General features: G+C 72.7%; 23 protein-coding genes and 1 pseudogene. 5 read left to right on the forward strand and 19 right to left on the reverse strand.

What is annotated here, in order from left to right; all coding sequences use genetic code 11:
- Positions 1 to 8: 8 nt before the first annotated feature.
- From AC3EQ1_RS07230 to AC3EQ1_RS07275, 10 genes and pseudogenes are all read right to left on the reverse strand, one after another.
- Positions 9 to 1,313 (reverse strand): annotated as a pseudogene (locus tag AC3EQ1_RS07230) (UbiD family decarboxylase); the annotation flags it as partial.
- Entirely contained in the window at positions 1,294 to 2,295 is a 1,002-nt protein-coding gene (locus tag AC3EQ1_RS07235) for a triphosphoribosyl-dephospho-CoA synthase (RefSeq protein ID WP_432093447.1), read from the reverse strand. The pseudogene AC3EQ1_RS07230 and the gene AC3EQ1_RS07235, both read right to left, overlap by 20 nt.
- Positions 2,289 to 3,743 (reverse strand): SDR family oxidoreductase, encoded by a 1,455-nt coding sequence (locus AC3EQ1_RS07240; RefSeq protein WP_432093448.1) that lies wholly within the window; start codon positions 3,741 to 3,743, stop codon positions 2,289 to 2,291. The genes AC3EQ1_RS07235 and AC3EQ1_RS07240 overlap by 7 nt, the downstream gene beginning before the upstream one ends.
- Complete coding sequence (locus tag AC3EQ1_RS07245; RefSeq protein ID WP_432093449.1) at positions 3,740 to 4,495, reverse strand: citrate lyase holo-[acyl-carrier protein] synthase; 756 nt, start codon at positions 4,493 to 4,495, stop codon at positions 3,740 to 3,742. Before AC3EQ1_RS07245 ends, AC3EQ1_RS07240 begins: the two co-directional genes overlap by 4 nt.
- Entirely contained in the window at positions 4,470 to 5,180 is a 711-nt protein-coding gene (locus AC3EQ1_RS07250; RefSeq protein WP_432093450.1) for an HpcH/HpaI aldolase/citrate lyase family protein, read from the reverse strand. The genes AC3EQ1_RS07245 and AC3EQ1_RS07250 overlap by 26 nt, the downstream gene beginning before the upstream one ends.
- Positions 5,177 to 5,515 carry a hypothetical protein gene (locus AC3EQ1_RS07255; RefSeq protein ID WP_432093451.1) on the reverse strand — a complete coding sequence of 113 codons (339 nt, stop codon included), beginning with the start codon at positions 5,513 to 5,515 and terminating at the stop codon, positions 5,177 to 5,179. The genes AC3EQ1_RS07250 and AC3EQ1_RS07255 overlap by 4 nt, the downstream gene beginning before the upstream one ends.
- Positions 5,516 to 5,525: 10 nt before the next feature.
- Complete coding sequence (locus AC3EQ1_RS07260; protein WP_432093452.1) at positions 5,526 to 6,716, reverse strand: class-II aminoacyl-tRNA synthetase family protein; 1,191 nt, start codon at positions 6,714 to 6,716, stop codon at positions 5,526 to 5,528.
- Between the two features lie 755 nt (positions 6,717 to 7,471).
- On the reverse strand, positions 7,472 to 8,089 hold the full coding sequence (locus tag AC3EQ1_RS07265) for a hypothetical protein (RefSeq protein ID WP_432093453.1): 618 nt from the start codon (positions 8,087 to 8,089) through the stop codon (positions 7,472 to 7,474).
- Between the two features lie 197 nt (positions 8,090 to 8,286).
- Complete coding sequence (locus AC3EQ1_RS07270; RefSeq protein ID WP_432093454.1) at positions 8,287 to 9,411, reverse strand: hypothetical protein; 1,125 nt, start codon at positions 9,409 to 9,411, stop codon at positions 8,287 to 8,289.
- Positions 9,412 to 9,640: 229 nt separating this feature from the next.
- Complete coding sequence (locus AC3EQ1_RS07275; RefSeq protein ID WP_488187147.1) at positions 9,641 to 10,588, reverse strand: LysR family transcriptional regulator; 948 nt, start codon at positions 10,586 to 10,588, stop codon at positions 9,641 to 9,643.
- A 143-nt stretch (positions 10,589 to 10,731) separates the two neighbouring features.
- Between AC3EQ1_RS07275 and AC3EQ1_RS07280 the strand changes: the two genes are divergently transcribed.
- On the forward strand, positions 10,732 to 11,418 hold the full coding sequence (locus tag AC3EQ1_RS07280) for a LysE family transporter (protein WP_432093456.1): 687 nt from the start codon (positions 10,732 to 10,734) through the stop codon (positions 11,416 to 11,418).
- Between the two features lie 238 nt (positions 11,419 to 11,656).
- On the opposite strand, the gene AC3EQ1_RS07285 is transcribed toward AC3EQ1_RS07280, so the two are convergent.
- Both AC3EQ1_RS07285 and AC3EQ1_RS07290 read right to left on the reverse strand, forming a co-directional pair.
- Entirely contained in the window at positions 11,657 to 11,935 is a 279-nt protein-coding gene (locus tag AC3EQ1_RS07285; RefSeq protein ID WP_432093457.1) for an antibiotic biosynthesis monooxygenase family protein, read from the reverse strand.
- A gap of 184 nt (positions 11,936 to 12,119) precedes the next feature.
- Complete coding sequence (locus AC3EQ1_RS07290) at positions 12,120 to 12,584, reverse strand: hypothetical protein (protein WP_432093458.1); 465 nt, start codon at positions 12,582 to 12,584, stop codon at positions 12,120 to 12,122.
- Positions 12,585 to 12,963: 379 nt separating this feature from the next.
- Between AC3EQ1_RS07290 and AC3EQ1_RS07295 the strand changes: the two genes are divergently transcribed.
- Entirely contained in the window at positions 12,964 to 15,063 is a 2,100-nt protein-coding gene (locus AC3EQ1_RS07295) for an FUSC family protein (protein ID WP_432093459.1), read from the forward strand.
- 52 nt (positions 15,064 to 15,115) lie between these two features.
- On the opposite strand, the gene murJ is transcribed toward AC3EQ1_RS07295, so the two are convergent.
- From murJ to AC3EQ1_RS07310, 3 genes are all read right to left on the reverse strand, one after another.
- A complete protein-coding gene (gene murJ, locus AC3EQ1_RS07300; protein WP_432093460.1) occupies positions 15,116 to 16,798 on the reverse strand; it encodes a murein biosynthesis integral membrane protein MurJ in 1,683 nt (560 codons plus the stop codon).
- 167 nt (positions 16,799 to 16,965) lie between these two features.
- Entirely contained in the window at positions 16,966 to 17,463 is a 498-nt protein-coding gene (locus AC3EQ1_RS07305; RefSeq protein ID WP_432093461.1) for a hypothetical protein, read from the reverse strand.
- A gap of 425 nt (positions 17,464 to 17,888) precedes the next feature.
- Positions 17,889 to 19,076: a DUF418 domain-containing protein gene (locus tag AC3EQ1_RS07310; RefSeq protein ID WP_432093462.1), complete on the reverse strand. Its 1,188-nt coding sequence runs from the start codon at positions 19,074 to 19,076 to the stop codon at positions 17,889 to 17,891.
- Positions 19,077 to 19,363: 287 nt separating this feature from the next.
- Here AC3EQ1_RS07310 and AC3EQ1_RS07315 point away from each other — a divergent pair, with 287 nt between their 5' ends.
- Positions 19,364 to 20,479 carry a UDP-N-acetylmuramate dehydrogenase gene (locus tag AC3EQ1_RS07315; RefSeq protein ID WP_432093463.1) on the forward strand — a complete coding sequence of 372 codons (1,116 nt, stop codon included), beginning with the start codon at positions 19,364 to 19,366 and terminating at the stop codon, positions 20,477 to 20,479.
- Positions 20,480 to 20,757: 278 nt separating this feature from the next.
- On the opposite strand, the gene AC3EQ1_RS07320 is transcribed toward AC3EQ1_RS07315, so the two are convergent.
- From AC3EQ1_RS07320 to AC3EQ1_RS07330, 3 genes are all read right to left on the reverse strand, one after another.
- Entirely contained in the window at positions 20,758 to 21,474 is a 717-nt protein-coding gene (locus tag AC3EQ1_RS07320) for a GAP family protein (protein ID WP_432093464.1), read from the reverse strand.
- Positions 21,471 to 22,076, reverse strand: coding sequence for a TetR/AcrR family transcriptional regulator (locus AC3EQ1_RS07325; RefSeq protein ID WP_432093465.1), 606 nt, complete (start codon positions 22,074 to 22,076; stop codon positions 21,471 to 21,473). The genes AC3EQ1_RS07320 and AC3EQ1_RS07325 overlap by 4 nt, the downstream gene beginning before the upstream one ends.
- A 170-nt stretch (positions 22,077 to 22,246) precedes the next feature.
- Complete coding sequence (locus AC3EQ1_RS07330; RefSeq protein WP_432093466.1) at positions 22,247 to 22,855, reverse strand: hypothetical protein; 609 nt, start codon at positions 22,853 to 22,855, stop codon at positions 22,247 to 22,249.
- 189 nt (positions 22,856 to 23,044) lie between these two features.
- On the opposite strand from AC3EQ1_RS07330, the gene AC3EQ1_RS07335 reads away from it, so the two are divergent.
- Positions 23,045 to 23,701 carry a maleylpyruvate isomerase N-terminal domain-containing protein gene (locus AC3EQ1_RS07335; protein WP_432093467.1) on the forward strand — a complete coding sequence of 219 codons (657 nt, stop codon included), beginning with the start codon at positions 23,045 to 23,047 and terminating at the stop codon, positions 23,699 to 23,701.
- Positions 23,702 to 23,773: 72 nt separating this feature from the next.
- Here AC3EQ1_RS07335 and AC3EQ1_RS07340 read toward each other — a convergent pair whose 3' ends face one another.
- The gene (locus AC3EQ1_RS07340; RefSeq protein ID WP_432093468.1) at positions 23,774 to 24,706 is read right to left on the reverse strand and encodes a LysR family transcriptional regulator; all 933 of its coding nucleotides are present in this window, start codon (positions 24,704 to 24,706) and stop codon (positions 23,774 to 23,776) included.
- A 76-nt stretch (positions 24,707 to 24,782) separates the two neighbouring features.
- On the opposite strand from AC3EQ1_RS07340, the gene AC3EQ1_RS07345 reads away from it, so the two are divergent.
- Complete coding sequence (locus AC3EQ1_RS07345; RefSeq protein ID WP_432093469.1) at positions 24,783 to 25,499, forward strand: CTP synthase C-terminal region-related (seleno)protein; 717 nt, start codon at positions 24,783 to 24,785, stop codon at positions 25,497 to 25,499.
- Positions 25,500 to 25,524: the final 25 nt, after the last annotated feature.

Here is a 25,524-nt window from a genome sequence, read left to right on the forward strand (position 1 = left end):
AGATAGCCGACGAGCGGCAGGGTCGGCACGTCGCGGACGAACCCGGTCTCGCCGGGGTGGGCGCGGGTCGCCACCGCCCAGGTGACCTGTTCCAGGTCGGCCGGGTCGATGTCGTCCTCGGCCACGATCACCTTCGGCATGATGTGGCGGGGCCGGGTGCGGTACACGGCTTCCCCCACCTCGGCGGCGAGTTTTCCCCAGCTCCCCCACCGGCCGGGGCCCGACGCGGTGTCGACGGTGACGACCAGCCAGTGGCAGGCCGCCGCGAAGGGCATGAACGCGCGGCGCACCGGAAGGCCTTCCGCGCGCAGCTCGTACAGCACGGCGGCGGCGATGTTGATGCCCCAGTTGGTGTGGTTCTCCTCCACCGGCATGCCGGCGACGACGACCGGCAGCACCGGATCGTCCCGGTGGGTGACGGCGGTGACGCGGTAGACCGGGCACAGCCGGGTGTCCTCGGGCCAGAGCAGGCCGCTGTACTCCCCCATCGGGCCTTCGGGAGCCACCTCCTCGAAGGACAGGAAGCCCTCGATCACGATCTCGGACTCGGCGGGGACCAGCAGGTCGTGGCTCTCGCAGCGCACCACCTCGAGAGGCTCGCCGAACCAGCCGCCGAGCAGCGCGGCTTCGTCCAGTCCCTCGCGGACCGGGCAGCCGGCGACCATGGCGATGCCGGGGGATGTTCCCAGGGTGAGGGCGAAGGGCATGTCCTCGCCGCGTTCGCGCCACATGCCGTGCATTCTGCCGATGTGCTGGGCGGGCACGACGATGCCGGTCATGGAGGTGCGGTCGCGCAGCATAATCCGGGTGATGGCCCAGTTGGTCCAGGCGCCGTCCGGGGACCGGGTGACGACCGTGCCGTAGGTGTTGAGGTAGCGGCCGCCGTCGCCGGCGTGCAGCAGGGGGGCGGGCAGCCGGTACAGGTCGACGTCCTCGCCGGTCGTCCGGTGCCGCTTGCACGGCCCGGTGGGGACCTCGCGGGGTTCCAGGGGCTCGCACTCCTGGAGCCGCGACCAGGCGGTGACGAGGTCGGCGGCGCTCGTGTCGAGCGGCAGGCCGAGCGCGAGGGCGACCCGGGCGAGCGGGTAGGCGGGGTGGGAGCTGAGTCCGGCGGGCGCGCCGAGCACCCGGAAGCCCGGTTCCGTTCCTTTGATCCGGTTGAACAGCGGTGCGGCGGCGGGCAGTTCGTAGGCCCGCCGGGTGATGGCACCGAGTTCGAGGTTCCAGTCCACCTCGACGTCGATCGGCTGGAGGTCGCCGATGTTCCGCAGGGCGGTCAGGTAGTCGCGCAGGCTACGCAGGTGCGTGGGCACGCAGGGGTCCTTTCTGTGCCGGGGTGTCCTGCCACCGGGTGTGCCAGGTGTGCAGGGCGACGGCCATGGCGGCCAGGTCGGCGGAGCCTCCGGGGCTGATGCGTTCGTGTTCGAGGTACCGCGAGAGCCGGGCGATCCGCTGTCGGCCCCGGCGGGTGGCGGTGCCTCCGGCGGCGCGGGCGGCTGCCGCCCGTTCCCGGGTCCGGTGGAGCCGGTCGGGGGTGAACTTCCGGTTGAGCACGGTGGTGTCCTCCACCACGGCCATCAGCGCCAGGACGGTGTCGGCGACCGCTTCCCGCAGCGGCCGTCCGGCGCCGAGTGCCGCCCGGAGTGCGGGCAGGCCGTGCCCGGTCAGGCTGGGCAGGCCCCGGAGCACCTCGCCGCGGACCCCGGAGAGCCCGTGGTGGGCGTGGGCCCGCAGCCCGGTGCTGGTGCGGCCGGTGACCGGGGCGGCCAGATCGGCGCGGAGCGCGTCCCGGCTCAGGTCCCGGGCCGTACGGCATATCCCGTCCGGCTCGGGCGGGCGGCCCGCCGCGTGTTCGACCCCCGCCGCGCAGCACAGCAGCATGCCCAGGAAGACCGACCCCCGGTGGGTGTTGACCCCGCCGGTCGCCGCGAGCATGGCGCGCTCGGCCCGCTGCCCGGCGGCGCGGAGCCGGGTGAAGTCCCGGGCGACCCGGGCGGCGGAGCCCCGTTCCAGTCCGAAGAGGGCGGCGGCGCGGAAGCCCGGCTGCAGGGCGGCGGCGCTGCGCAGCAGGGTGTAGACGTCCATGTCGTGGTGGCTGCCGGTGTCCACGGCTGTGACGAGGCCGGGTTTGGGCCAGGTGACGGCCTCGGCGGTCAGGCCGTACACCATGCCGGCGGCCAGCCGGTCGGCGGTCGCGGCGGTGTCCGCGTCCGGGTGGCGGGCCCCGTCGGGCGGGGAGCCCGTGGCCGGTGGCCGGGCGACCGGCCCGGAGGCGTGCGGCGGCCCGGTCAGCATGCGCTGAGCCCGCCGTCCACGGGGACGGCGACGCCGGTGAGGTAGTCGCTGACCGGGGAGGCGAGGAAGAGAGCGGTGTCGACGATGTCCCAGATGCTGACCTCGCGGCCCAGCGGTACGTCGCCCCGGATGCGGTCCCGGGTGGCCGGGTCGGTGAAGAGCGGCTCGGTCATCGGGGTGCGGATCAGGCCGGGGCAGACGGCGTTGACGCGGATGCCGTCCTTGCCCAGCCGCACCGCCGCGGCGCGGGTGAGCGGGAGCAGCGCGCCCTTGCTGGTCTGGTACGCCACGCCCACCAGGTCGCTGGCGGCCAGTCCGAAGGCGGACGAGATGTTGACGACGGAGCCGCCGGGGCGCATCACCGCGGCGGCGGCCCGGATGCCGTGCAGGGCGCCACCGGTGTTGACCTTCAGCGCGAGGTTCCAGCTGTCCTCGGTGAGGTCGCCCAGGTCCTGGGCTTCGAAGTAGCCCGCGTTGTTGATCAGTACGTCGAGGGTGCCGGTCTCGGCGACCACCGCGCGGACGGTGTCCTGCCAGGCCTGCGGGTCGGTGACGTCCAGGGTGTGGAAGCGGGCGTCCAGGCCCTGCTCGGTGAGTTCCGCGGCGAGGGCGGCGCCGTCGGCGTCCCGGTCGGTGACGTGGACCCTGGCTCCGGCCAGCGCGAGGACCCGGGCGAGTTCGGAGCCGCGGCCGCGTGCGGCGCCGGTGACCAGCACCGTCCGTCCTGCCAGGGTGGGGCGCCAGGTGCCGACCGACCGCTGCCGTCGCCTGAGGTCCTCCTTGTAGGTGGCGGCCCGGTCCTCGATGCCGGGCAGCAGGGCGGCGATGTCGGACAGCGGCACTTCGCCGTGCCGGACCAGGACCGGCCGTTCTCCGGTGAGGTCGACGATGGTGTTGCCGGTGCCGGCCTCGCTGGGTTCGCCGCCGTCGAGCACGAGGGCGACCCGGTCCCCGACCTGGGCGCGGGCGTCGTCGAGGGTCACCAGGTCGCCGCCCTGTCCGCTGCGGTTGGCCGAGGTGCAGGCGGCGTACCCGCCGACTGCCTCCAGGAGTTCCCGCAGGACGGGGTTGCGGTGACAGGCGACGGCGACGGTGGGCAGCCCGGCGGTGACGTGGTCGCCGACGGCTTCGGAGCGCTTGGGCAGGATCAGCGTGAGGTAGCCGGGCCAGAGGCTGCGGGCGAGCGCGCGTACCTCGTCGGGGGCGACGGCGACGGTGTCGAGCAGTTCGGGGCCGGCCAGGAAGAGGGTGAGCGGGAAGTCGGCCTCCCGCTCCTTGGCCCGGTAGATGCGGGCGGTGGCCGAGGGGTTCGCCGGGTCGGCGGCCATGGTGTAGTGGGTGTCGCTCGGGGCGACGACGACGTGGCCGTCGCGCAGGAGTTTCCGTGCGTGGCCGAGGGCGGCGGGGACGCCGCCGGTGGCGGCACCGGCGTTCGAGGTTCCGGTCATGTGCAGCTCCTGTACGGGTCGCAGGTGCGGGACGGCGCCGGGTTCGCGCCGCGGGGTGCGTCGATCACGGAATGCGGGCCACGGACGGCCCCGGGCACGGAGGTCGGGGCGCGTGGTGCGTCGGATGCGGGTTTCGGAACGGTCGGTGCGTCGGGCACAGGGCTCAGGACGGACCGTGCGTCATGTGCCCTGTCCGGGCGGCGGCCGGGGCCGTCCGGGGCGGCGAACGCCCGGCGGTAGTGGTCGCGTGCGGTGCGCAGGAGGAGTTCCCGGGGGTGGCGGCCCAGCACGATGCAGCGCTTGGCCGGTTCGTCGCACACCAGGCAGGCGCGGGGCGGCAGACCGAGGTCGGCGCGGCCGAGGGGGCGGGGCAGCACCACATCGGCGTCGGTGAGTTCGCCGACCGTGTCGTGCTGCTCCATGCGCAGGCAGCCGAGCTTGGCCCGGTGGGCGCCGCCCACCACCACCAGGAGGGTGACCGGGCCGGCCGGTGCCGGGTACGTCCGCTGTACCGGGACCGGTGGCAGGAGGGGGCGAAGCCGGTCCAGTGCCGCCCGGTGCAGCCGTTCGGCCTCGGCCGGGGTGAAGCTCCCGGCCGGGGCGCGCTGCGACACCGCGACGGTGGTGTGCCCGGGCCGGTGCGCGGCCCGGGCTTCCGCGTCGAGCCGGTCGCGCCAGGCGAGCACGGTGCCGGCGAGGTCCGCCGGCACCGTGCCCGGCCACGGGTCACCGGCCCGCGTCGGCGAAGGCATTCCTGGTCACCGGTGACTGCGCGGGATGGATGATGCTCTTGCCGGCGAAGCCCAGCCGCGCGGCCCGGTGGGCGTCCTGCCAGACCGCGTCGCGGTCGTGCAGGTTCCCGTAGACGGTGTCGTAGGCGGGCAGGCCGGCTGCCGCGGCCTTCCGCACCAGCTCGCGTTTGGCCTCCCACAGGTCCTGCGGCGCGCCGGTGGCCCGGCTGTCCCGGAGGTAGTCCTCGCCGCCGAAGGTGAGCGCGGTGACCTCGGGACGGCCGGTGACGATCTCCTCCAGGTCGCGCAGGGCGCCGACGGTTTCGATCATGAGCTCCACCCGGGGCGGTCCGGCGGTGCTCCCGTCCCGGCCTGCGAGGGTGCCGATGCGGGCGAGGACGTCCTCCAGGTCCTGCCGGGTCCGGACTCGGGGCAGGCGCAGCCTGTCGAGCCCCAGCGGGACGAGTTCGGCGAGGTCGGCGTCGAGGTGGGCGCTGCCCGGGGCGTTCACCCGCACCAGCATCCGGTCGGGCAGGCCGCCGCAGGAGCGCAGCAGTTCGGCGGCGACGTCGCGGGCGGCGTCCTTGTCGCGGTCGTCCACCGAGTCCTCCAGGTCCAGCACGACGGCGTCGACCCCGGAGACGGTGAGCGCGTGGTCGACGTATCCGGGGCGGCCTGCGGAGACGTAGAGGGAGAGGACGGTCACGGCCGCTCCTCCGTTCCGGTGGTGGACAGGTCGTGGGCCGCGGTGGCCGGCGCGCCGTCCGCGGGCGCGGCCGTGACGGCCTGCCAGCGGCGGACGGCGGTCCGCAGCCGGGCCAGGACGACCCACTCGGAGGCGGCGTTGTCGTGGATCTCGACGCTCGCCGCGGTGATCCCGGCGGCGTGCAGCGTCTCCAGGCCGAGGGCGCGCAGCCGGTCCCCGACCAGGTCGGCGACCGGGCTCTGCACCCGCACCACCAGCCGGGGGAAGGCACGCAGGGCCACGAGCACGTCCCCGGACTGGCGGGTGCCGGCGACGACGGTGTCAGTGGTGTTCATGCCGGTCACCTCACGCCGCCTGCTTGTGCCGACGCCGCAGGTCCGCGGGCCAGGCGTCCGGGTCCAGGCCGTGCTGGGCGATGACCGCCCAGGCCCACCGCTCCAGCCCGAAGGCCGTGCAGCCGGTCCATGCGGTCTCCCCGGACGCGGTGACGATGTCGCCGGTGCTGCCGAAGAACGTGCCGTGCACATTGAACGAGGCGCAGGCGAAGTCCGCGTCCTTGTAGGGCAGATCGAGCCGGAGCTCGAACTTGGGCTCCGGGTCGACCACCGCGTCGGGCCGGTCGCCGCGGAGGAAGAACGGGTCGTGGCCCGGGACGAGGCTGCCTCCCAGCTGCCATTTCTCGGCCAGTTCCAGCACGCGCCGACGGCTCTCGTCCCGGCAGGAGCGCACATAGTCCGGCGACCCGACGAAGACCACCTCGCGCATCGAGAAGTCCCACAGCCGCTCGATCAGTACGGCGTTGCGGCTCTCGTACCGGTAGCACCGGCCGAGGGTGGTGATGGCGGTGTCCGTGGGCAGCCGCCTGCCCTCCAGGCCCTGGTAGACGTGGAAGCAGGCCGCGGGGGCGAGCACCCGGTCGCGCGGGGCGAAGCCGGCGAAGTCGTCCCGGGGCGGCCTGCCCTGGTCCTCCAGGGTCCGGCTGACGTACTGCTGGGCGGCGTCGATGTCGGTGCTGAGGTGCACCGGGAACAGGACGTTCTGCGGGAAGGCGTCGAAGTACCGCAGCCGCTCCAGGTAGTCCACGGACAGCAGCGTCGAATAGGCCGCCTCGCCCGCGTCGAAACCGGTGGCGAGCTCGCGGAAGGCGTCGTCGAGGGCGCGGATGAGGGTCACCAGCGGTTCACCGATGACCACATCGGCCATCCCGAGCGGGGTGAGCGCCCCGGCGGTGACGGCGTCGTCCGGAGTGAGGGTCGACGGGCTGCGGGGCGGGCCGACCCGGACGGGGCGCGGCTCGTCGTGCCCGTCCGCGTCACCCTGCTGTCCGGCGACGAACCAGTCGACGGTGGTCCGCACCTTGCGGCCGATCTCGTCGGAGTCGGCCTCGTCCGGCACCCAGACGCGGATGCTCGCCCGGCCGACCGGGTCGATGTGGAACTTCACCACCTGGGAGCTGGCGAAGTTGATCCAGTAGGCGAGTTCCGGGACCAGTGAGGCGGCTATGGCCCGGTTCAAAGGCACGTCGAATTGACGCATGATCGAATTCCCCCGTCGGAATTGCGCGAACCGGCCCCGGGCGGCGGAGAACACGTCGTGTTCAACAGATTCGGCGCACCCCGGGATACCGGTGAGAAGATCGAAATCGGTCAGTCCGTGACCGCAACGCACCGCAGCGACACAGCAGATCGCTGCGGCATGATGAATACCCCCGTACTGTCACACCGCTTGACCGTGCGGAAGACCAGGAGGCGAGAAGGGCACGCGCGTCGAGGACGGCGGGACTTCGCATTCCCGGTGACCGACGGATCAGGCAAGCACTGCAGCGTTCCTGATGAGCTGGACAACCATGTCCTTCGCGGTCCGGCGGCGCAAGCAATGGGGTCCGTTATCGGCCATCGGACTTTCGCGTTCTGCACATGATTTCCGGCCCTTCCCTGAAGGAAGGGAACGGCAGTACGGAATCTCCCTGTTCCCCGAACACAGAGCGATCGAGCGATGAAGAAGCCCGACCTTTTCCGTTCCCTCTGAGGTGGCGGGCGGCGTGCGTACCCACCGGGGCGCCGGCCGCGGCGCCGGAAGTCGGCCCCGTTCGGCCGGCGGTGGCGGCAGCGCGTGTCCCGGCAGTCGAAAAGCCGCGCGACGGGGCCCGTCGGCCCTCACGTGGCGGACCGCGGCAGCATGTCCACAATCCGCACCCCGGGCGCTCCGACCGCCTCCGCTCACGCCCCCGACCGCGCCGTCAATGCACTCGGGACGCGCCGGACTGCGCCGGGGCAGGAGGCGGGGCCGCCCTACTCGCTCAGCCCCACGACACCCCAGTCCCACCGAGCCGCTTCAGCGAGGACGCGGCCCCAGTCCTCCAGCAGACGGGCGAAAGCGTCGAAGTCGCCCACCCAGCCGTCGGGAACGGCGGCATGCTCCTCGAACGCCGCGCGCAGTCCGCTGAGAAGGGGCCTCACCCACTGCCACACCGCGGCCAGTTCCCGGACACCACTCGGCGACCGCGCGACCAGCAGACCGCGAGAGACACCGGCGTCGTCGCCGAAGAAGCCCTGATCCCGGTACCGCACGTCGCCGTCCGGCCCGTCCAGGATCAGCCCGAGCAGCAGAGCGTCCAGTCCGGTCCGCATCTGCGGCCCGACCTGGTGACGAATGGACTCCCACCGCTGCCCGGCCCAGAAGTGCGCCTTGTACGAGCCGCAGGTCCGGCGGAACTCGTAGCAAGCGAAGCGGTGGGCGGCCGGTCCGCGCGGTCTCTGCCACTCCCCCTCGGTCTCCGGCGCGTCATGGCCCCAGAGCCCGGTCGCATCGTCGTACCAGGCTTCGCGCAACCGTGACAGGCGCTCCCGTTGGGGCGACTCCCCCAGCCACGTCCAGTCGACGATCAGCACATGGATATCCAGCCCCATGACAGGTGACACTACTGACCCGGCCGGGCCACACCGGTGAGTTCCGCCGCGCCTGGAGGCGGCCGGACGCCGCACCCCGGAAAAGGACGCACCTTGCCGCACCGACCGACGCTCGCGGCCGGTCGGTGCGGCAAGGTGTCATGGGGTGCGGTCTCCCCCGGCGCACCTCGCTTCGCCGGCCGCCGGGGCGGACGGGCTCAGGGCTGGTACGCCTGCGCGAGAGCACACGTCCAGATCACGGGCCGGGATGTTCCGTAGGCGTCGGCCGCCCAGCCGCCGACACGGCCGTCGTCGCTGACGGCGTACGCCTCGGAGGCGCCGTCGCGCGCGAGTCTCGGCAGCGCCAGCAGCGGACCGGAGCCCGGCCAGATCTGGGCCTGCACGGGCGGGGCGGACTCGGGCGGGAAGGGCCCGTCGAAGCTGCTGTCCTGGGCCGTTCCCACACTGACGTTCGTGGTGGGGCTGACGGCCTCGAACGTGCCGCTGGTGCGGCCCCCGAGGAGCCCCGGCCGGGTCTCGTTCTCGTAGGGCGGCAGCCAGTGGACGGGGCTCTGGATGTCCAGCCGTGAGTAGTCGTGGGTTCCCACGATCCGTCCGCTGTCGTCGATGTCCTCGGGCGACCAGAAATCGTACGGGACTCCGGCCGGCCAGTAGGGCTTGAGCGGCACGGCCGGGGCGTTGCCGCGGGCGGGCCAGAGAAGACCGGCCGTCCAGGACTCGTCGCCCGCGACGGCTTCGCCGGAGCCGACGATCCGGCCCGCCTCGTTGATGCCGGTCACCTCGGTGAGCGTGTAGCCGGCCGGCAGGGCCAGCCTGCGCAGGACGCGGGTGCCGGTCCATTCGACACCGGTGAGCGCGCCGCCCTTCGGCCCCTCGCCGACGATGAGGCCGCGGTCGTTGACGTCCGTGGCCCGGGAGCCGCCGGGCAGCAGGGCGACCGACCGCGCCCCGGCGCGGTAGCTGAACGCGGCTGACCCGCCGGGCTTCCGGAGGGTGCCGGCCATCAGTCCCCCGCTGTTGACCGCCTCGACCACGCCACCGGTGTACCCGGCGGGAAGCGGCACCCGGTGCACGCGGGTGCCGGTCCAGTACACCGGCAGGCCGCGCGAGGTGCCGACGGCGGTACCACCGGGCCCGAGCCTCTTGACCCGGTCGGCCTCGCTGCTTGCGGTACCGGGCAGCGTGCCCAGGACCTGGATGGCGGGCCGGCATGTCCCGGCGGCCCGTTCCGTCTCCCGCGCCTGCGCCGGAACGGCCGTCAGCAGCGGGGCGAGAAGTGCCGTCACGGCTGCCGCGCCCCAGGCTCGGACAGGTCTTCGCATGGTGGTCCCCTTCCTGCGGAGCACCGAAGAGGTGCTCCGTCCGCTGGCATACTCCTCGCGAACACACCGGAAGGACACAGGAACCACACATTCCCCGGCCGCCTCGTCGGCCGATGAGCCACATTCGGCCACATCGGCCGGCCCTCGGACGGAGCTGGGGGGGAACTGCCGATCGTCATCGATGAGTTCCCCGTCCGGGACGGAGCGGCCGCCGTGACCGACCGCGGGGTCAGCCGTCGTGACCGGCGGACCAGGCTCCGGCCGCCGAGCGCAGTGCGGTGAGGCAGCGGTTCACCGTCCGGCGCTCATGGCTGCCGCGCCGGATGAAGGCGACGACCCGGCGGGTGGGCCGGACGTCTCCGGTCAGCGGCACACGGACGACGTCATGGCCGGCCGGCACCGGCACCAGACGGGGAATCAGGCAGATCCCGAGGCCGTGGGAGACGAGGGCCGACACCGCGAACCAGTCGACCGCGTTGTGCGTGATCCGGGGCACGAACCCGGCAGCGGAACACGCCGAGAGCAGCAACGGGTGCTGGTCCCGGGGGTCGCCCGCCCGCAGCCAGCTTTCTTCGGCGAACGCGCCCAGCTCGACGGCTTCCTCTCCGGCGGCGGGGTGCTTGGCCGGGACCAGCAGGTCCTGCGGTTCCTCGAGCAAGGCGTGCTGTTCGACCGCTTCGTCGTCGGGGGAGGGCGCGTCGGCGGCCGGAATGGTGACGACGATGTCCGCGCGCCCGGTGAGCAGCAGCCGGATCCGGTCCTCGTCCGGATCCTCGCCGATCTCCACGGTGAAGGCCGGGTACTGCTGGCCCAGCAGCGCGGCGGCCGGCGCCACGAGCCTGGACAACGCACTGGCCACAGCCGAGATCCTGATGCTTCCGGCCCGCTCCTCACGGTGCGCCTCCAGGTCGGCTTCCGCTTGTTCCCAGTGGGCGAAGAGGACATCGCTGTGGCGGAGCAGGGTGTGTGCGGCGGCGGTGAGTCGCACCCTGCGCCCGTCGGGCTCCAGCAGCGTCACTCCGAGGTCGGCCTGCAACTGGCGGAGTTGCTGCGAGACCGTGGACGGAGTGAGGTGCAGCGTCTCTGCCGCGGCAGTGACGGTGCCCGTCGCGCTGAGGGCGCGCAAGGTCTTCAACCGGCCGTCGATCATGTGGGACCCCCGAACAATGTCGTGCAAAAAGCTTCGATGGACTGAAAGAATGTGGCTGCTGACACTGGCAGCATGACGATCTCTCGCCGCGTCGACCAGACGTATACCGTCCCTCGCTTGCCCGGCGCCGTCGGCACGGAGGCCGTCGCCCGCGGTGTGGCCCCACGCGGGTGTACGGCTCACTGCCGGAGGACCATGTGCACGTCCTGGGCATCGATGTGACCGGTTCGCTGCTCGCGGGCCTCTGGGCGGGCTTCGGACTCGCCGTTCCGGTGGGCGCTGTGGCGGTGCTGATGGTCTCCATGACGGCCCGGACCTCCTTCCGTCACGGCGCCGCCGCGGCGATGGGCACGGCCGCCGCCGACGCCTGCTACGCCCTGGCCGCGGTGATCGGCGGCCGAGCGCTCGCGTCGGCGGTGGCCCCGGTCGCCGCTCCGTTGCGCCTGCTCGCCTCGGCCGTCCTCATCGCTCTCGCGGCGCGCATCGTGATGCGCGCCCTGGCAGCGCGACGGCAGGGTGCGGCAGCGAACCACCGGACGCCGGCGCGCGCTGGAGCCCTGACGCCCTGGCGTGCTGGCCTCCTCTTTCTCGGCCTGACCGCGCTCAATCCTTGGCCGGCCGTCTACTTCGTCGCCCTGGTGCTCGGCCGGCAGACCCCGGGCATCGGGGACCCCGGGCAGACCGTCGTCTATCTGACCGGCGTGGTCCTCGCCTCCGCCGGCTGGCAGTTGCTCCTCGCAGGAAGTGGCAGGCTGCTGGGCGGGTTCCTGACGGACGACCGTGGCCGCTTCGTGACGGCCATGGTGTCCGGGCTGCTGATCGCCGGGCTGTCCGTGAGTGTCGCGTTCAGCGGATGAGGCCTCGGCGGATGAGGCGCCGGCGCCTCTCGAGCCGGGGTGCCCGCGCCCCGGTGCGGTGCATCCCACGGCTCCCGGTGCGGTGAGAGTTGCCCCGCCTGGCCGACGGGAGCGCGGACGCCGGAGCCCGTTCGTCCGAAGTCGCCATGGTGTCATGGCCCTTCGGGCGAGCGGGCTCCGGCCAGGGGCCACGGGGGTGGGAACGGACGCACCCGCGGCCGGTACGGGGAGTGCCCGGTCAGGCCGCGGCGAGCCGCACGATCTCCCGGGGGCGGGCCTCGCGCTCGTCGAAGCCGATGTCGAGCCCTGCCGCCACCACAGCGGCGAACGACGCGGCGTAGTCCTCCTCGGACTCCCACTGCACGATCGAGATCACCGCTTCGTCGGACACCCAGCAGTCCGCCGACAGGCATCCCGGTGTCCGGCGGAATTCCTCGGCGACCCGGTGGACGCGGGCGAGGAACTCCTCGCGGTGAGCGGCGTGCGGGTAGTGGCTCGCCACCATGCCGACCTTCATCTGTTTCTCCTGGTGTTTCCCAAGGGTGATTCCCCATGGTGTGTTTCTCGCCGAGCCGGTGCGCCGCCGTTGTACGGACCGGCGGTCGGCCCGGTCGGCCGTTGCGGCAACTCGTTGCGCTGCCGCACGCTCCTGCCGTGGAGCACGGAGCCCGGCCCCCCGTGGGTCGGGCTCCGGCATCCGGTCACATGTCGGTGCAGATGGTCTTCAGGCGATCGCCCTTGTACGTGGCGACCTGGACTCCCGCCTCGAAGATGCCGCGATCGGACTTGGCACTCGTCCACCACGTCTTGTAGACCCCGTCCCCGACGGCCTTGCGCCAGCGGCCGTAGGTGCGTCGCCCGTTGACGTCCTCGATCACGAACCGGACCCTCGCGTGACGTCCGTCCGCCTGGATGTCCGCCACGTCCAGACGGACGGAAAGGGTCTGGCCGGGATCGCTCCAGTTGTGGATGACCGCGCCGCCCGACGCGCCCGACGGACTCTCCGGTGTCGCGCAGCCCCGGTACTCGGGTTCCGGATCGACCACGGCCCGCGCCGCGGTCCTTCCGTCGTGCGGTGTCGCGGCCTGCGCGGGAACTCCCGCCAGGACAGCTGTTCCCGTCGCGGCGACGGCCACCAGCCGGGCGGCCCTCGTGGTGATCTGCATTGCCGGTTCCTCCCGTTCATCCTCCGGAGGACGGCCGTGTGGCGGCGGCCCGGTGGAACCGGCCGCTTGCCCGCACCGTCTCCCGGAGGAAGGTGTGCATCCCCTCCCGAACAATGATGGCGCCCGGCCCCGGGCAGGGAATCCGCCCTCCGGCGGAGCCCGGGCCCTCCTCCTCCACCAAATGGGCGAGGTGCTTTTGCGGAGTCCGGGAGCAGCCGTCCGGGTCGACGCCCCGGACGGCGTTCCCCGGTCCGGCGCCCCGGGCGCCGCGCGTCCGGCAGGCCCCGCCTCGGCATCCGCCGCCGTCGGTGACCTCGGGCTCCGGGTCCGCGGTGCGGCTGCCGCCGGCCGGTGCGGTCCTCCGCCTAGTCTCTGCTCCGTGACGTGGTTGCGAGCGCTGCGGGAGGTCGTGCGTTCCGGGCTGACGGTCGAGCGGACGCGGCTGGAGCCGCTGATCGCCCTGCGTGCGGCGGCGGGCGTGGCGATCGTGATCGGGCTCGCGCTGTGGCTCGACTCCCCGGCGTACGCCGCGTCCGCCGCGTTCGGCGCGTTCTCCGCGGGCTCCTCGACATTCCAGCGCAGCTGGCGCCCGCGCAAAGTGATCGCGCTGGCCGCGGGCGCCGGTCTGGGGATCAGCACGTTCGTCGGCTACGTCGCGTCGGGGCATACGGCGACGTTTCTGCTGCTGCTCGCCGCATGGGCGTTTCTCGCCGGGATGGCCTGGGCGGTCGGCTCGACCGCCGGGATCGTCGCCACCACGACGGTCGGCATCATGATGGTGACCGTCACCCTGCCCACCAGCGTTCAGGGGGCACTGGAGCACGCCGGGGTCATCGCCTTCGGCGGCCTGGTGCAGGCGACACTGATTCTGCTGTTCCCCATCCGGCGGTGGGGCGCGCACCGTGACGCGCTCGCCGACGCGCTCGCCGCGATGGCGGACTACGCCCGGCGGCTGCGCCACGACCCCACGGCAGCGTTCGGTCCCGAACCGATGATGACGGCGCGCAGCGCGGCCGCCGTCACGCCGTCCCAGGCACGCACCCGGCCGTCCGTTCTGCACGGGCCCCGCGGCCTGGCGGAACACATCCGTCCGGCGGTCGCCGCCGTCGCCGACCCACGCGTCGGGGCCGCGGCGGAGGGCCCGGAACGGGACCGGGCGCGGGAACTGCTGAACGCCGCCGCGGACGTCCTGGACGCCGCAGCCCGTTCCATCCGGCACGGCACCCCGGTCGAGGCACCGGCCGAGGCCATGGAAGCGCTGCTGATCGACGAGGGCGACGAAGTGCTGACGGGGCCGGCGCGGCAGGCCGCGATCACGCTGGCGGACCTGCTCATCGAGGTCCTGGACACCGCCGACAGCGGCATGTCGCACCACGAATCCGCTTTCGCCGGGGAAGCACAGCTGATCCGTCCGACCATGTTCCGTCTGGTGCCGGTCGTGCTCGGCGCGATGCGCCGGGAACTGCACCGTGACTCGCGGGTACTGCGGCACGCGGTGCGTCTCGCGGCGGTGGCCGCGCTCGGCTATCTGCTCGGCACGGCGCTGCCGCTCGGCCACGGCTACTGGGTACCGGTCACCTCGGTGATGGTCATGCGGCCGGACTTCCACCAGACGTACGCCCGTGCCGTGGCCCGGTTCACCGGGACCCTGGTGGGTGTCGGGCTCGCCACGGCTGTGGTGCAGGTGGCCCACCCGGGCGCCTATGTGTCCGGCGGACTGGCCGTGGTGTCGGCCGCGTTGATGTACCTGCTGATGCGCACCGGATACGTGGCCTCGCAGTCCTTCGCCGCGGCGTATGTGGTCCTGCTGCTCGGCATGGCGGGCGAGGCGTTGCAGCAGACGGTGCGGGACCGGCTGCTGCTGACCCTGCTCGGCGGGGTGCTGGCGATGCTGGCGTATGTGTTGCTGCCGGCCTGGGAGACACCGCAGTTGCTGGACCGGCTGGCGGACTATCTCACCGCGAACGGCCGCTATGCGGCGGCGGTCGTCCGCAGCTTCGCCGAGCCCGACGACCGGCGCCTCGCGGACGTGCGCCACACGCTGCTGGCGAGCCGCGACGCCAACGCCACCTGGGACGAGTCGCTGCGCCGGGCCAAGCAGGAGCCGGTCCGGCACCGGGGCCTTAACCGCAGGGAGGCGGAGGAGGCACAGGCGGCACTCGAATCGCTGGGGCGGGCCGCGATGCTGCTGGAGACCCATCTGCCGGAACACGGGGCGCGCCCGGTCCGCGAGGCCGCGCGCTTCGCCGATGCCCTGGAGGCGGACACCGCCCAGGCGGCGCGGGCCGTTCGGGAGCGCCGCAACCCCGACTGGCGCCGGGTCGAGGACGCACTCGACGCCTGGGAAGGCGCCGGCGACGGCGGCGATCCGGTGGTGCGGCGCGGGGCGGAACTCCTGCTGGGCGCCCTGGAGGAACTGGCGGCCGCGGTCGCCAGAACGCCGCTGGAACGGGATGTCGAGTCGTCCCGGGAGCAGTGAGCGGTGAGACGGAAGTGACACCCGGGTCGGGTCCGGCGGGGGCGCCCGGTGGTCAACGCATCCCGGGCAGGTGACGCAGTTCGCCGACCTTCATCAGCCGAGCGAGAAGCAGATACGCCACCGTCGTGGTGAGCAGTCCGGCGGCCAGCGCGGCCACGGTCGGGCCCGTGCCGGTTCCCAGCCCGGTGCACCCACGCGCCGCGGCCCAGCCCAGCGCCGCGGCCGGTCCGGCGGCGCACAGGAGCTTGCCGTAGGTGCGCCGCAGCGCTCCGTCGTCGATGCGACCGTCGAGTCTCCTGCGCAGCAGGCGGGCGGTGAGGACGAGTCCGGCGAGCTGGGAGAGCGTGTAGGCGCCGGCCATCCCGACCACGGCCCAGCGTGCCGGCAGCAGGAGGTGGCATGCCGTGGCCAGCGCGATGTCGACCACGGCGATCCAGGCGGCCATCAGGAACGGCGTGCGCGTGTCCTCGAAGGCGTAGAAGCCGCGCAGCATCAGGTACTGGGCGGAGAACGGGATGAGTCCGAGCCCGAACGCCTGGAGCATCTGGCCCAGCGGACGGGCCGATGCGGTATCCGCCGCCCCATGGGCGAACAGCAGCGCCGATATCAGTGGTCCCAGGGTGAGGAAGAGGAAGGCGGCCGGCACGATGACGACGCCGCTGATCCGCAGCGCCCGGGAGAGGTCGGCGCGCAGGTCCGCGATGCGTCCTTCGGCGGCGGCCCGGCTCATACGGGGCAGCAGCGCCGTCACCAGGGAAACGGTCACGATCGACTGCGGCAGCATCCAGATGGTCTGCGCGTAGGTGTAGGCCGTGTAGCCCGCGCCGGCCCGGGGCAGCTCCTGGTCGGCGGTGTTGGCATAGTTCGTGACCACGGTCAGCGCGACCTGACTGGCCAGGACGAACAGCAAGGTCCACTTGGCCGCGTGGACGCTCTTCCCCAGGCCGGTGCCCCGCCAGTCGAACCGTGGCCGGAACCGGAAACCCGCCGCCCGCGCGAAGGGGATGAGCGCGAGGGCCTGCACGGCGATGCCCGCGGTCGTCCCGATCCCGAGCAGCCGTACGTGGGTGCCGGTGATGTCCTCCACCCGGTCGGGGACCGTCATCAGCCCCAGATAGGCGGCGAACATGCCGACCAGCACGACATTGTTCAGCACCGGCGTCCACATCATCGCGCCGAACTTTTCGCGGGCGTTCAGAATCTGTCCGTAGATACTGAACAGGCCGTAGAAGAAGATCTGCGGCAGCAGGAACCGGGCGAAGGTCACCGTCAGTTCGAAGGCCTCGTGCCGTTCCGGGCTGTCCCGCATGTACAGGCCCACGATCTGCGGCGCCGCCCAGACGGCAAGTGCCGTCCCCACCGCCAGGACACACACCACGAGCGTCACCAGACGCTGTTCGTAGGCCCGCCCGCCATCGGGCTGAGTCGTCCGGGCACGCACCAGCTGCGGCACCAGCACGGCGTTGAGCGCGCCACCGATCAGCAGCGTGTACAGGCTCGTGGGCACCGTGTTCGCCGTGTTGTACGTGCTGGCGAGCAGTCCTGTGCCCAGCGCCGCAGCCTGCAGTACTTGGCGGATCATCCCCGTCGCCCGTGACACCACCGTGCCCAGGGCCATCAGGAGGGACGAGCGCGCCGGCCCTCCGTTGCCCTTGTTCCCCAGGGCGGCGTCCCGCCCCTTTGTCCGGTGCTCCAACGGAGCGGTCTGCGCTGCGGTGTTCGCCCCCTCGACCATGCCGCCAACCTACGTCCCCGCGGTTCCCCGGCAGTCATGCACCCTGTGGTTCTCCGCGGTCGTGCGGCAGACGCCTCGGCCGGGGCCCTTTCCAGGGCCCCGGCCGAGGCGTCGGACACGTCTGCCCCGTGCCTTGCTGCGGGACGAGCGGTTCAGGAAGTCGGACCTCAGCCGGCCATGCCCTCGTCGACCTTCAGGGCCGCCGCCAGTCCCGCGAGGTTGGTCCGGACGTCCTCGGCCGACTGGGAGCACTCGGTGCTCGGCTCGCGGGTCTTGGCGCACTTGGCGACCCGGTAGGTGACGCGTGCGCCGTCCATGGCCTCGGCCTTCGCCGTGGCGGTCGGGTAGACCTCGGCCCCGCCGAGCGTCTGGAGCTGGCCGGAGAGCTTTCCGACGACGGCCATGGTGGTGTCGATCGTCCGGGCACAGCCCTGTGTGGTGGGGGTGCTGCAGGTCTTCCAGTCCAGCGTGCCGCTCAGGCTGCGGATCTTCTTGCCCCAGGCGTCGGCCATGTGGCCGGCCTTCGGCGTGGGTACGGCCGCCTCCTTGCCGACGGCGGGCTTGGCGTGCGAGCCGCCGTCCCCGTTGTCGCCGGATCCGCCGCTGCATGCGGTGACGGATCCGGCGGCGAGCAGGAGCAGCAGGGCTGCTGCGGTAGAACGCATGGGTGTCCCCCAGAGTGCTGTGGATGCGGTGAGCGTACGCCACTCGGGGGCTCCGGTATCCCGGTACCCACCGGACACACCGAACCGCCCGGGCCTCCCCCGCCCCGGCCTCGCACACGCCCCACGGGTGGGGAACAACGGTTCGCGGGTGGGGCGGAGGGAGTTGGAGGGGGCGCGCTCGTCGCAGGCCTTCGGGCGCGGTGGGTTCCGTCGCCGCATCCCGTGACCGCCGAACCCGTTACCGTCGGGCCGCCCCATGACCTTCCCGCCCATGACTGCATCGCCCCGCGACCGTCCCGCCCCGAGGCTGTCGCGCCCCGTGCCCCGTCACCGCGGTATGTCGTCACCGCCGACCGCCCCGTCCCGGAGAGCTCCCGGGACGGAGGCTCCCGGGCGGAGGGGATCCGGTTCGGGCGCGGGGCGGCTCAGCGCCGCAGTGCCCACTTCTGCACGGACTCCAGCGGACCGGTGGAGAACCGGCGCAGCCACAGTGTGGAGCCGATCATGAGGAAGGCGCACACCCCGGCCCACAGCCCCATCACCCACCAGGGGCGGCCGGCGTCTCCCCAGCGGGCGGCGAGGCCGAGTCCGATGCCGTAGCAGAGGAGCATGCACAGCAGGTTCTGGAGCACGTAAGAGGAGAGGGCCGCCCGGCCGACGGAGGTCAGACCCGTGGTGAGCAGGCCCGGGCGCCGCACCCGGCCCACCACCGCACCGATCAGACCGATGTAACCGACGGCCATCAGCGGAGCGGCGCAGTACCGACCCAGCAGGAAGAAGTCCTGGCCGCCCAGGGCGGTTGCCACGGTGAGCGGTGCCCCGAGGCCCAGACCCCAGCCGAGCATCCGGGCGCGGATCCGCCGGCCCGTTTCGTCCATCCCGAACGCGCCCGCCCGGAACAGCCGCACGCCGAGCAGGAACAGAAGGACCAGGAGCCCGAAGGAGACCACCGGCTCCAGGCGCAGCGCGAGGGCGTTCTCCAGCCGGAAGGCGATCTGGTCGGGGTAGCTCCCGTGCGCGTACAGGTCGACGACCCGCTGGGACACGCCGCCTCCGCTGCCGCCTTCCTCCTGACCGGCCCCGACCAGCAGCGCGGTGAACGCTCCCATCAAGGCCAGGTGCAGCCCTCCCGCCCACCACATGACGCGGCGTCGGGTCCGTTCCGACCGGGCCAGCAGCCGGGCGACGAGGAGCGCGGTGACCGCGTAACCCATCAGAACGTCCCAGGCGAAGACGAGCACGAAGTGCACGGTGCCCTCGGCGAACAGGAACAGCGCCCGCCACCGGTAGCGGCCCGGCCAGGGTTGTCCGCGCCGGGCGGCGGAGTCGAACTGGATCGCGAGGCCGACGCCGAACAGAATCGTCAGCATCGAGAGGAACTTCCCGTTCGCCACGAGCTGGAACAGGCTCTCGGCCGCCGCCGGTACGGACCCGTAGCCGGCGTTCCCGGCGCCGTTCTGCAGGATCCCCCACTCGGCGCCGGGACCGGCGAAGATCCATACATTGGTCATCAGCGTGCCGAGAATCGCGGTCCCGCGCAGCACGTCGAGCAGAGGAAGCCGGCCACCACCGGTGCCGGGAGAACGGGTCGGTGAGCGCAGGGTCTGGGTCATGCCCTCATCGTCGGTGCGCCCCGGCCGGCATTCCTCGTGAGCACAGACGAACTGCACTACATCGAAAGATGCATCCGGCGGGAGAGGAGGTTCCTTCTGCGGTCGGAGGGGGTGGGCTTCGCATGAGTTCGCATTGCATGACCCGCCAGGCCCCGTTAGCGTGACCACACCCTTAATGCGCTTGGCGGGGCGTTAACGAAGGAACCCGCCACCCGCACGGCACGAACACCCCCTCTTCCCGAGAAGGCCCGCCTCTTCCGACCCGAGACACAGGAGCCGCCGTTTCCATGCGCATCGTTCACGGAGCGGAACTCGCTCCCCTGACGACCCTGGGGATCGGCGGCCCGGCCGCCAGCCTCGTCGAACTGCGGGACCTCGCGGACCTGCCCGACGTCGTGACGTACGCGCGGCAGGAGATGGACCGCCACGGCCCGCCGGTCGCCCTCGGGCACGGCAGCAACGTCCTGGTGCACGACGCCGGATGCTCCGCTCCCGTCCTGCGGATGACCAACCGGGGCATCCGCTGGTCCGGGGCGCGGGACGAGGACCGGGTGCAGGTCGAGGTCCAGGCAGGGCATCCGCTGGCGGACCTGGTCGCCGCCACGGTCGCCGAGGGCCTCACCGGCATGGAGATGCTCACCGGCATCCCCGGTACGGTCGGCGCCGCTCCGGTCCAGAACGTCGGCGCCTATGGCCAGGAGGTGTCCGACACCCTCGTCGAGGTGCGGGCGTGGGACTGGCGGCTGAACCGGCACGTCACCCTGCCGGCGGCACAGTGCGAACTGGGCCACCGCACCAGCGTGTTCAAACGCTCCCGGCGCCGGCTCCTGTTGAGCCTGGTGTTCTCGCTGCGGCGCTCCGCGCGGAGCGCGCCCGTCCGGTACCGGCAGGTGACCGACGCGCTCGGCGTTCCGCCGGGCAGCCGCGTCCCCCTGGCCGAGGCGGCTCGCGCGGTGCTCGCGGTGCGTCGCGCCAAGGGCATGGTGCTGGGCTCGTCGTTACACGACGAACGTTCGGTCGGCAGCGTGTTCCTCAGTCCGGCGATCCCGCCGTCCCGCGTCGGCGAACTGCGCGCGGCCGGCGCCCCGGTGAACCGCTTCCCCGACGGCTCGACCCGGGTGAGTGCGAGCCGGCTCATCCGGGACGCGGGCTTCGGGCTCGGCAGTCCGGTCGTCCGCGGCGTGCAGATCTCCGCACTGCACCCCACGCTGGTCGCCGGGGACGGCGCCACGGCCGCCGACTTCGCCAGGGCCGTCGACATCGTGCGGCGCCGCGTCCTGGACCGCACCGGAGTGCTCCTCTCCCCCGAGATCGACTATCTCGGGGACTGGGAGTCCCCTTCCCGGATCCGACGACTCCCCCGGCGGGGCCGGGGTCCGGCTCCCGCCGTTGGTGAGAGCTGACGGCCCAGCCCCAGGAGGCACCGAGCACACGGCGGGGGACCGGGCACGGCCGGCATGCGGTGATTTCCGTCGGGGGGGGGCCGACCGCCACGGCCGCACTGCGCTCCCGGATCCGGGCGGGTGTCGGCGCCCTCGGCGGCGAGCGAGCGGGACAGGGGACGGCTCCAACCGCCCAGGGGCGGTTGGAGCCTGCCGGGCATGTCGCCGGACGGATCAGCCGTCCGGCGCGTCGTGCGGGCGGAACGGACTCCGGCGCCCGCCGGGCGGAACGAACCGCGTCACGGCTGGTCGAACAGCAACGAGACGACGGCGTTGAGCGTGACCCCGATGCCGATGCCGCCGACGGTCCAGCCCAGGGCGCGGGCACTGTTCCTCGTCAGCCAGTCATTGACCCGGCGCAGCACCGGATCGGCCCGGTGGTGGGCGGCGAACCGTGCCACGGCCAGCACGATCGCCGGGAGTGTCATCACGACGCAGTAGCCGGCGAGGACGGCGCCGGTGAGGGGTACGGTGATGTCCGCTTCGGCGATCAGCCCCACCGCCGCGAGGTAGGGCAGCATCGTGGCGGCCTCCAGCCCAACGGCCGTCATGGCCAGGCCCATCAGCCCACCGACACCCCCGTCTCCAGACATGGCCCGGGCCCGCCAGCGGCGCACTCGGCCCGGGTTGTCGTCCTGGCGCCGGGCCCTGGCCTCCAGCCAGTAGCTCCAGGCGATGATGAGGACGCCGCAGACGAGCTGGCCGAGCCGCAGGTGGGTCGCCGGTATCCCGTCGAGAACGCGCCGTACGGCCTCGAGAGCGGCGTCGGCACCGAGCGTCAGCAGCACCCCGATGCAGAAGTACGCCCCGGCCACGGTGGCCAGATAGGCCACGATGCGGCCCGGGCGCAGCCTGCCGGGCGTCAGCAATAACCAGACGGGTATGAGAAGCGTCCCGAAACTGGCGCTGTCCAGCAGGGCGAGGCCCACCAGCGCCGCGGTCAGTGCCCCGCTCATCGGGCCGCACCCCCGTCGAAGAGCCGGTCGACGTACTGCGTCAGCGCTGCCCGCAGGGCCGTCGGTTCGAACCTCGTGCCGGTGGCCGCATGATGCAGACACAGTCCGTCCACGAACGCGACCAGCGCGGCCGCTTCGGTCGCGGTATCGGCGGCGTCCGTGAGCTCTCCGGCTCGTTGCGCGCCCGCCAGCGCTTCGGCGACGCCGTCCACCATCGCCAGTGTCGCGTTCTGATGGACGGCGGCCATCCGCGGATCGGTGAGCGAGGCCTGAATGAGGCTCAGCCAGACCCGCAGCTCATCGCGGCGTTCCGGGTCCAGCGGGAGGAAGGTCTCCATCAGCCGCACGACGGTCCCCCGCACCGGGAGGCTGACGGCAACCTGCCGCACCCGCTCCTCGGCACGCCGGTAGACGTACTCGACGCCGAACCTCAACAACTCGTCCTTGGTGCGGAAGTAGCGCTGCACCAGCCCCACCGACACCCCCGCCTCCTCCGCCACATCCGCCAACGTGGCCCTCGCCAGCCCACGCTCGGCCACGACGCGCACCAGCGCGGCGGCGACCTGATTCCGGCGGACGTCGGCATCTGCATGTCTCGTCATGAAAAAATAGTGCCACATTATTTCTCTGGGAGTCCATTTGGCCACGGGTGGAGGGACACACCATCGGGACGAAGCGCCGTCAGCGTTCGCGAAGCGGCAGCCCTGATGGAGCGGCGAGTGCTGACACAGACCGGTCAGCGGCGATGGACCGTGGAGTGTTGATGGACCGATCAACGTTGATGGAGCTGCCACATCGCCAGTGCGTCGTCGTGTCCGCTCAGGCGGCGCACGGCATCGGCGAGAGAGCGCCGCTCGGTGAGCTCGTAGAAGAGGAACAGCGGGGCGAACACGCCCGCATAGCCCTCCGGGTACCCGCTGGGTGCAATGAAGGCACGTGCGCCGACGTCGAGGAAGGCATCGGCCAGGTCCCGACGGCCGGTCCCGCATCCGGTGGTGAGTACGACGCTGCCGGACAGTCGGAGGTGTCGGCGTACCTCGCCGGGGCCGATGGAGCCGTGGAACGGCTGGGCTCCGGCGAGGGCGTCGGGGACCTCAGCCATGAGGATCCGCCCGTTGTCCCCATGGCAGGCGATGACGACATACGGCGCGACCGGCCGGCCTCCGCCGAGCGCGGCCACCACATGGCGGGGCTGGCAGACCGGCACATAGTTCACCCGGACGCCGAAGACTTCCAGCCCGTCGCGTAACGGGCGCGCCGTGTCGTCCCCGATGTCGATCAGATCGATCTCCGTCCAGGCCAGGTGTCCCGCCTGGATGTCCCGCAACCGCGAGGCGGTCTGCTCCGCGAGCCATCGGCCCTCTTCATCATCGGTCGTCACCCGGCCAGCGTGCCACCGACTTCGCCGCACCGTCGAGGTGAGGCCCTGATCCGGCCATGCCACCATCGGCACACCCGTGGCCCACAGGCAGGACTCAGGGGTCCACACCTCTCCTGGCGGTGGCTGCTGCGCCCGCAGGAGTCCGGAATCCGCTTGTCCGCCCTTCCCGCGCCGCACTACCGTGCCGGCGTGGATCTCTTCTCGCGCTCGTGGGCGGCGTTGCGCACTGCGGTCGCCGAACTCCCGGACCAGGCCTTCGAGCAGCCGTCCGGCTGCGCCGGCTGGCTCGTGCGGGACCTCGTGTGCCACTTGATCATCGACGCCCAGGACGTCCTCATCACCCTCGCCACCCCCGCCGAAGCGGAACCGACCGTCGACGCGGTGACGTACTGGCGCGTGGCCGACCGTCCGCCGACCGGCGAGGATCCGCTCGACGCGCTGACCGTCCGGCTCGCCGCCGCCTACGAGGACCCGGGCCTGCTCACGTTCCACCTCGACGACGTCGGCTCCGCGGCAGGGCGCGCCGCCGGACTCGCCGACCCCGGCCTCCGGGTGAGCACTCGCGACGACGTCCTCACCGTGGACGACTACCTCACCGCGTACGTCCTGGAATGGACCCTGCACCACCTCGACCTGATCGCGCGCCTCCCGGACGCGGCCGAACCGCCCGCGGAGGCTCTGGCCCGGTCACGGGCGCTGCTGGAGGAGATCGCCGGCGCCGCGTTCCCCACGTCGTTCACCGACAAGGACGCCCTCTTGGCCGGCACCGGCCGCCGCGCTCCGACCGAAGCGGAACGGGCGCAACTCGGCGAGCTCAGCTTGAAGTTGCCGCTCGTCCTCGGCTGATACGTCTGCAGGACCGTCCGGGTGGGTGACGCGGCACTTGTTCAGAGGGACACACACCACCGCCGTGATCGCTCAGCCACGCTCGACCTGGATCCGGGCCGCGGTGCCGACGGCTGTGCGGGCCGAGGGCCGCAGCATGTCCGCGAGTTCGGCGGCCGGGCCGGTGGTGCCGCGGGGATGGAGGACCTCCACGCGATGCACGATCCGGGGCGCGGAGATCGGCACAGCGGTGATGCCCGGCAGGCCGGCGGCCACGGGCGAGGGCAGTACGGCGAGCCCGCCTCCGGCGGCCACCAGAGCACCCAGGCCGCTGATGTCGACCCCGGTGTAGAGGAGTTGATGCCCGAAGCCGTCGGTCCGGGCTGCGGCCCGTAGGTGGCTCAGCGGCACGGCGGCGTCCGGGGCGTCGATCCAGCGGGCGTCCACGAGGTCGCTGAGCCTCAGTGCGGAACGGTCCGCGAGTGGGTGGGCCGTGGGCAGCAGAACCGCCAGGGGCTCCTGGGCGACGGCGCAAGCCGTCAGGGGCCCGGCGCCGGGGAGCGGCAGGGGATCGCTGGGGGCCGCCGCGCCGTCGACCAGGGCGAGATCGGCCGCTCCGGTCAGCACCTCCCGCAGTGCCTCGTCGCGCCCGCACACCCGTACCGAGGCGGTGAGTCGCGGGGCGGCCGTGCGGATGCGGACCACCGCGTCCGCGGCAGCGGGCGTCAGGGCACCGGGGGTGCAGGCCACGGCGAGCCGTCCGGGGCGCAGTTGTCGCAGTCGTGCGATGTCGGTGCGGGCCGCGTCCAGCCGGAGCAGCAGTGAGCGGGCGTGCTCCAGCAGACGTGCGCCCGCCTCGGTCGGCACCACCGGACGACGGGTGACCAGGGCGGTCTCCAGGTCGGTTTCGAGGGCGGCGATGTGCTGCGAGACGGCGGACTGGGTGTAGCCCAGCGCCCCGGCCGCGGCGGAGAACGAACGGTGGTCGACCACGGCGACGAAGGTGCGGAGCTGCTGTGGATCCATGAGTATCAGTGTTGCTGATGGTCGATGCGCAGATCATCGTTGGACGCGATGCCGCGGACCGGCTCAGGATGCCCGCATGGCCCACACCGCTCGCGTCGCCCTCGTCGGCGACCGCTCCCCGCACGTCCGTTCCCACACGCGCATTCCGGGACTGCTCGACGCCCTGCGCGAGCACGACGGCCTGGATCTGGACGCCTACTGGATTCCCACCGAGGATGCGGCCGATACCACGGCAATGGCCTCCTTCGACGCGGTCTGGGTGCTGCCCGGCAGCCCCTACCGCAGTGAGGCCGGGGCGCTCGCGGCCATCCGAACCGCCCGTGAGCGGCGCATTCCGTTGCTCGGCACCTGCGGCGGTTTCCAGCACGTGCTGCTCGAGTACGCCCGCACCGTGTGCGGGCTGGAAACGGCGGGGCACGCCGAGACCGCGCCGGGCACGGAAGCGGGGGACGCAGTGGTGGTGCCGCTGGCCTGCTCCCTGGTCGGCCACGAGGGCACGGTCGCGCTGACCGCGGGCTCCCGGGCCGAACAACTCCTCGGCACCGAGTCCGTGGAGCGCTACCACTGCGCCTACGGTGCCAACCCGGACCACGTGGACCTGCTCGGCGCGCACGGGCTGTGCTTCACCGGGACCGACGCGGACGGCGACGTTCGCATCGCGGAGCTGCCGGACCACCCGTTCTTCCTCGCCACCCTGTTCCAGCCGGAACTCGCCGGCGACGGCGGCCGCGCACATCCCCTGATCCGCGGCCTCGCGGCCGCGGCCGTCAGGCACGCGGGGGTGACGGCATGACCGCTGTCCGTACCCACTGATCACC

This window comes from Streptomyces sp. bgisy100 (genome assembly GCF_057709105.1).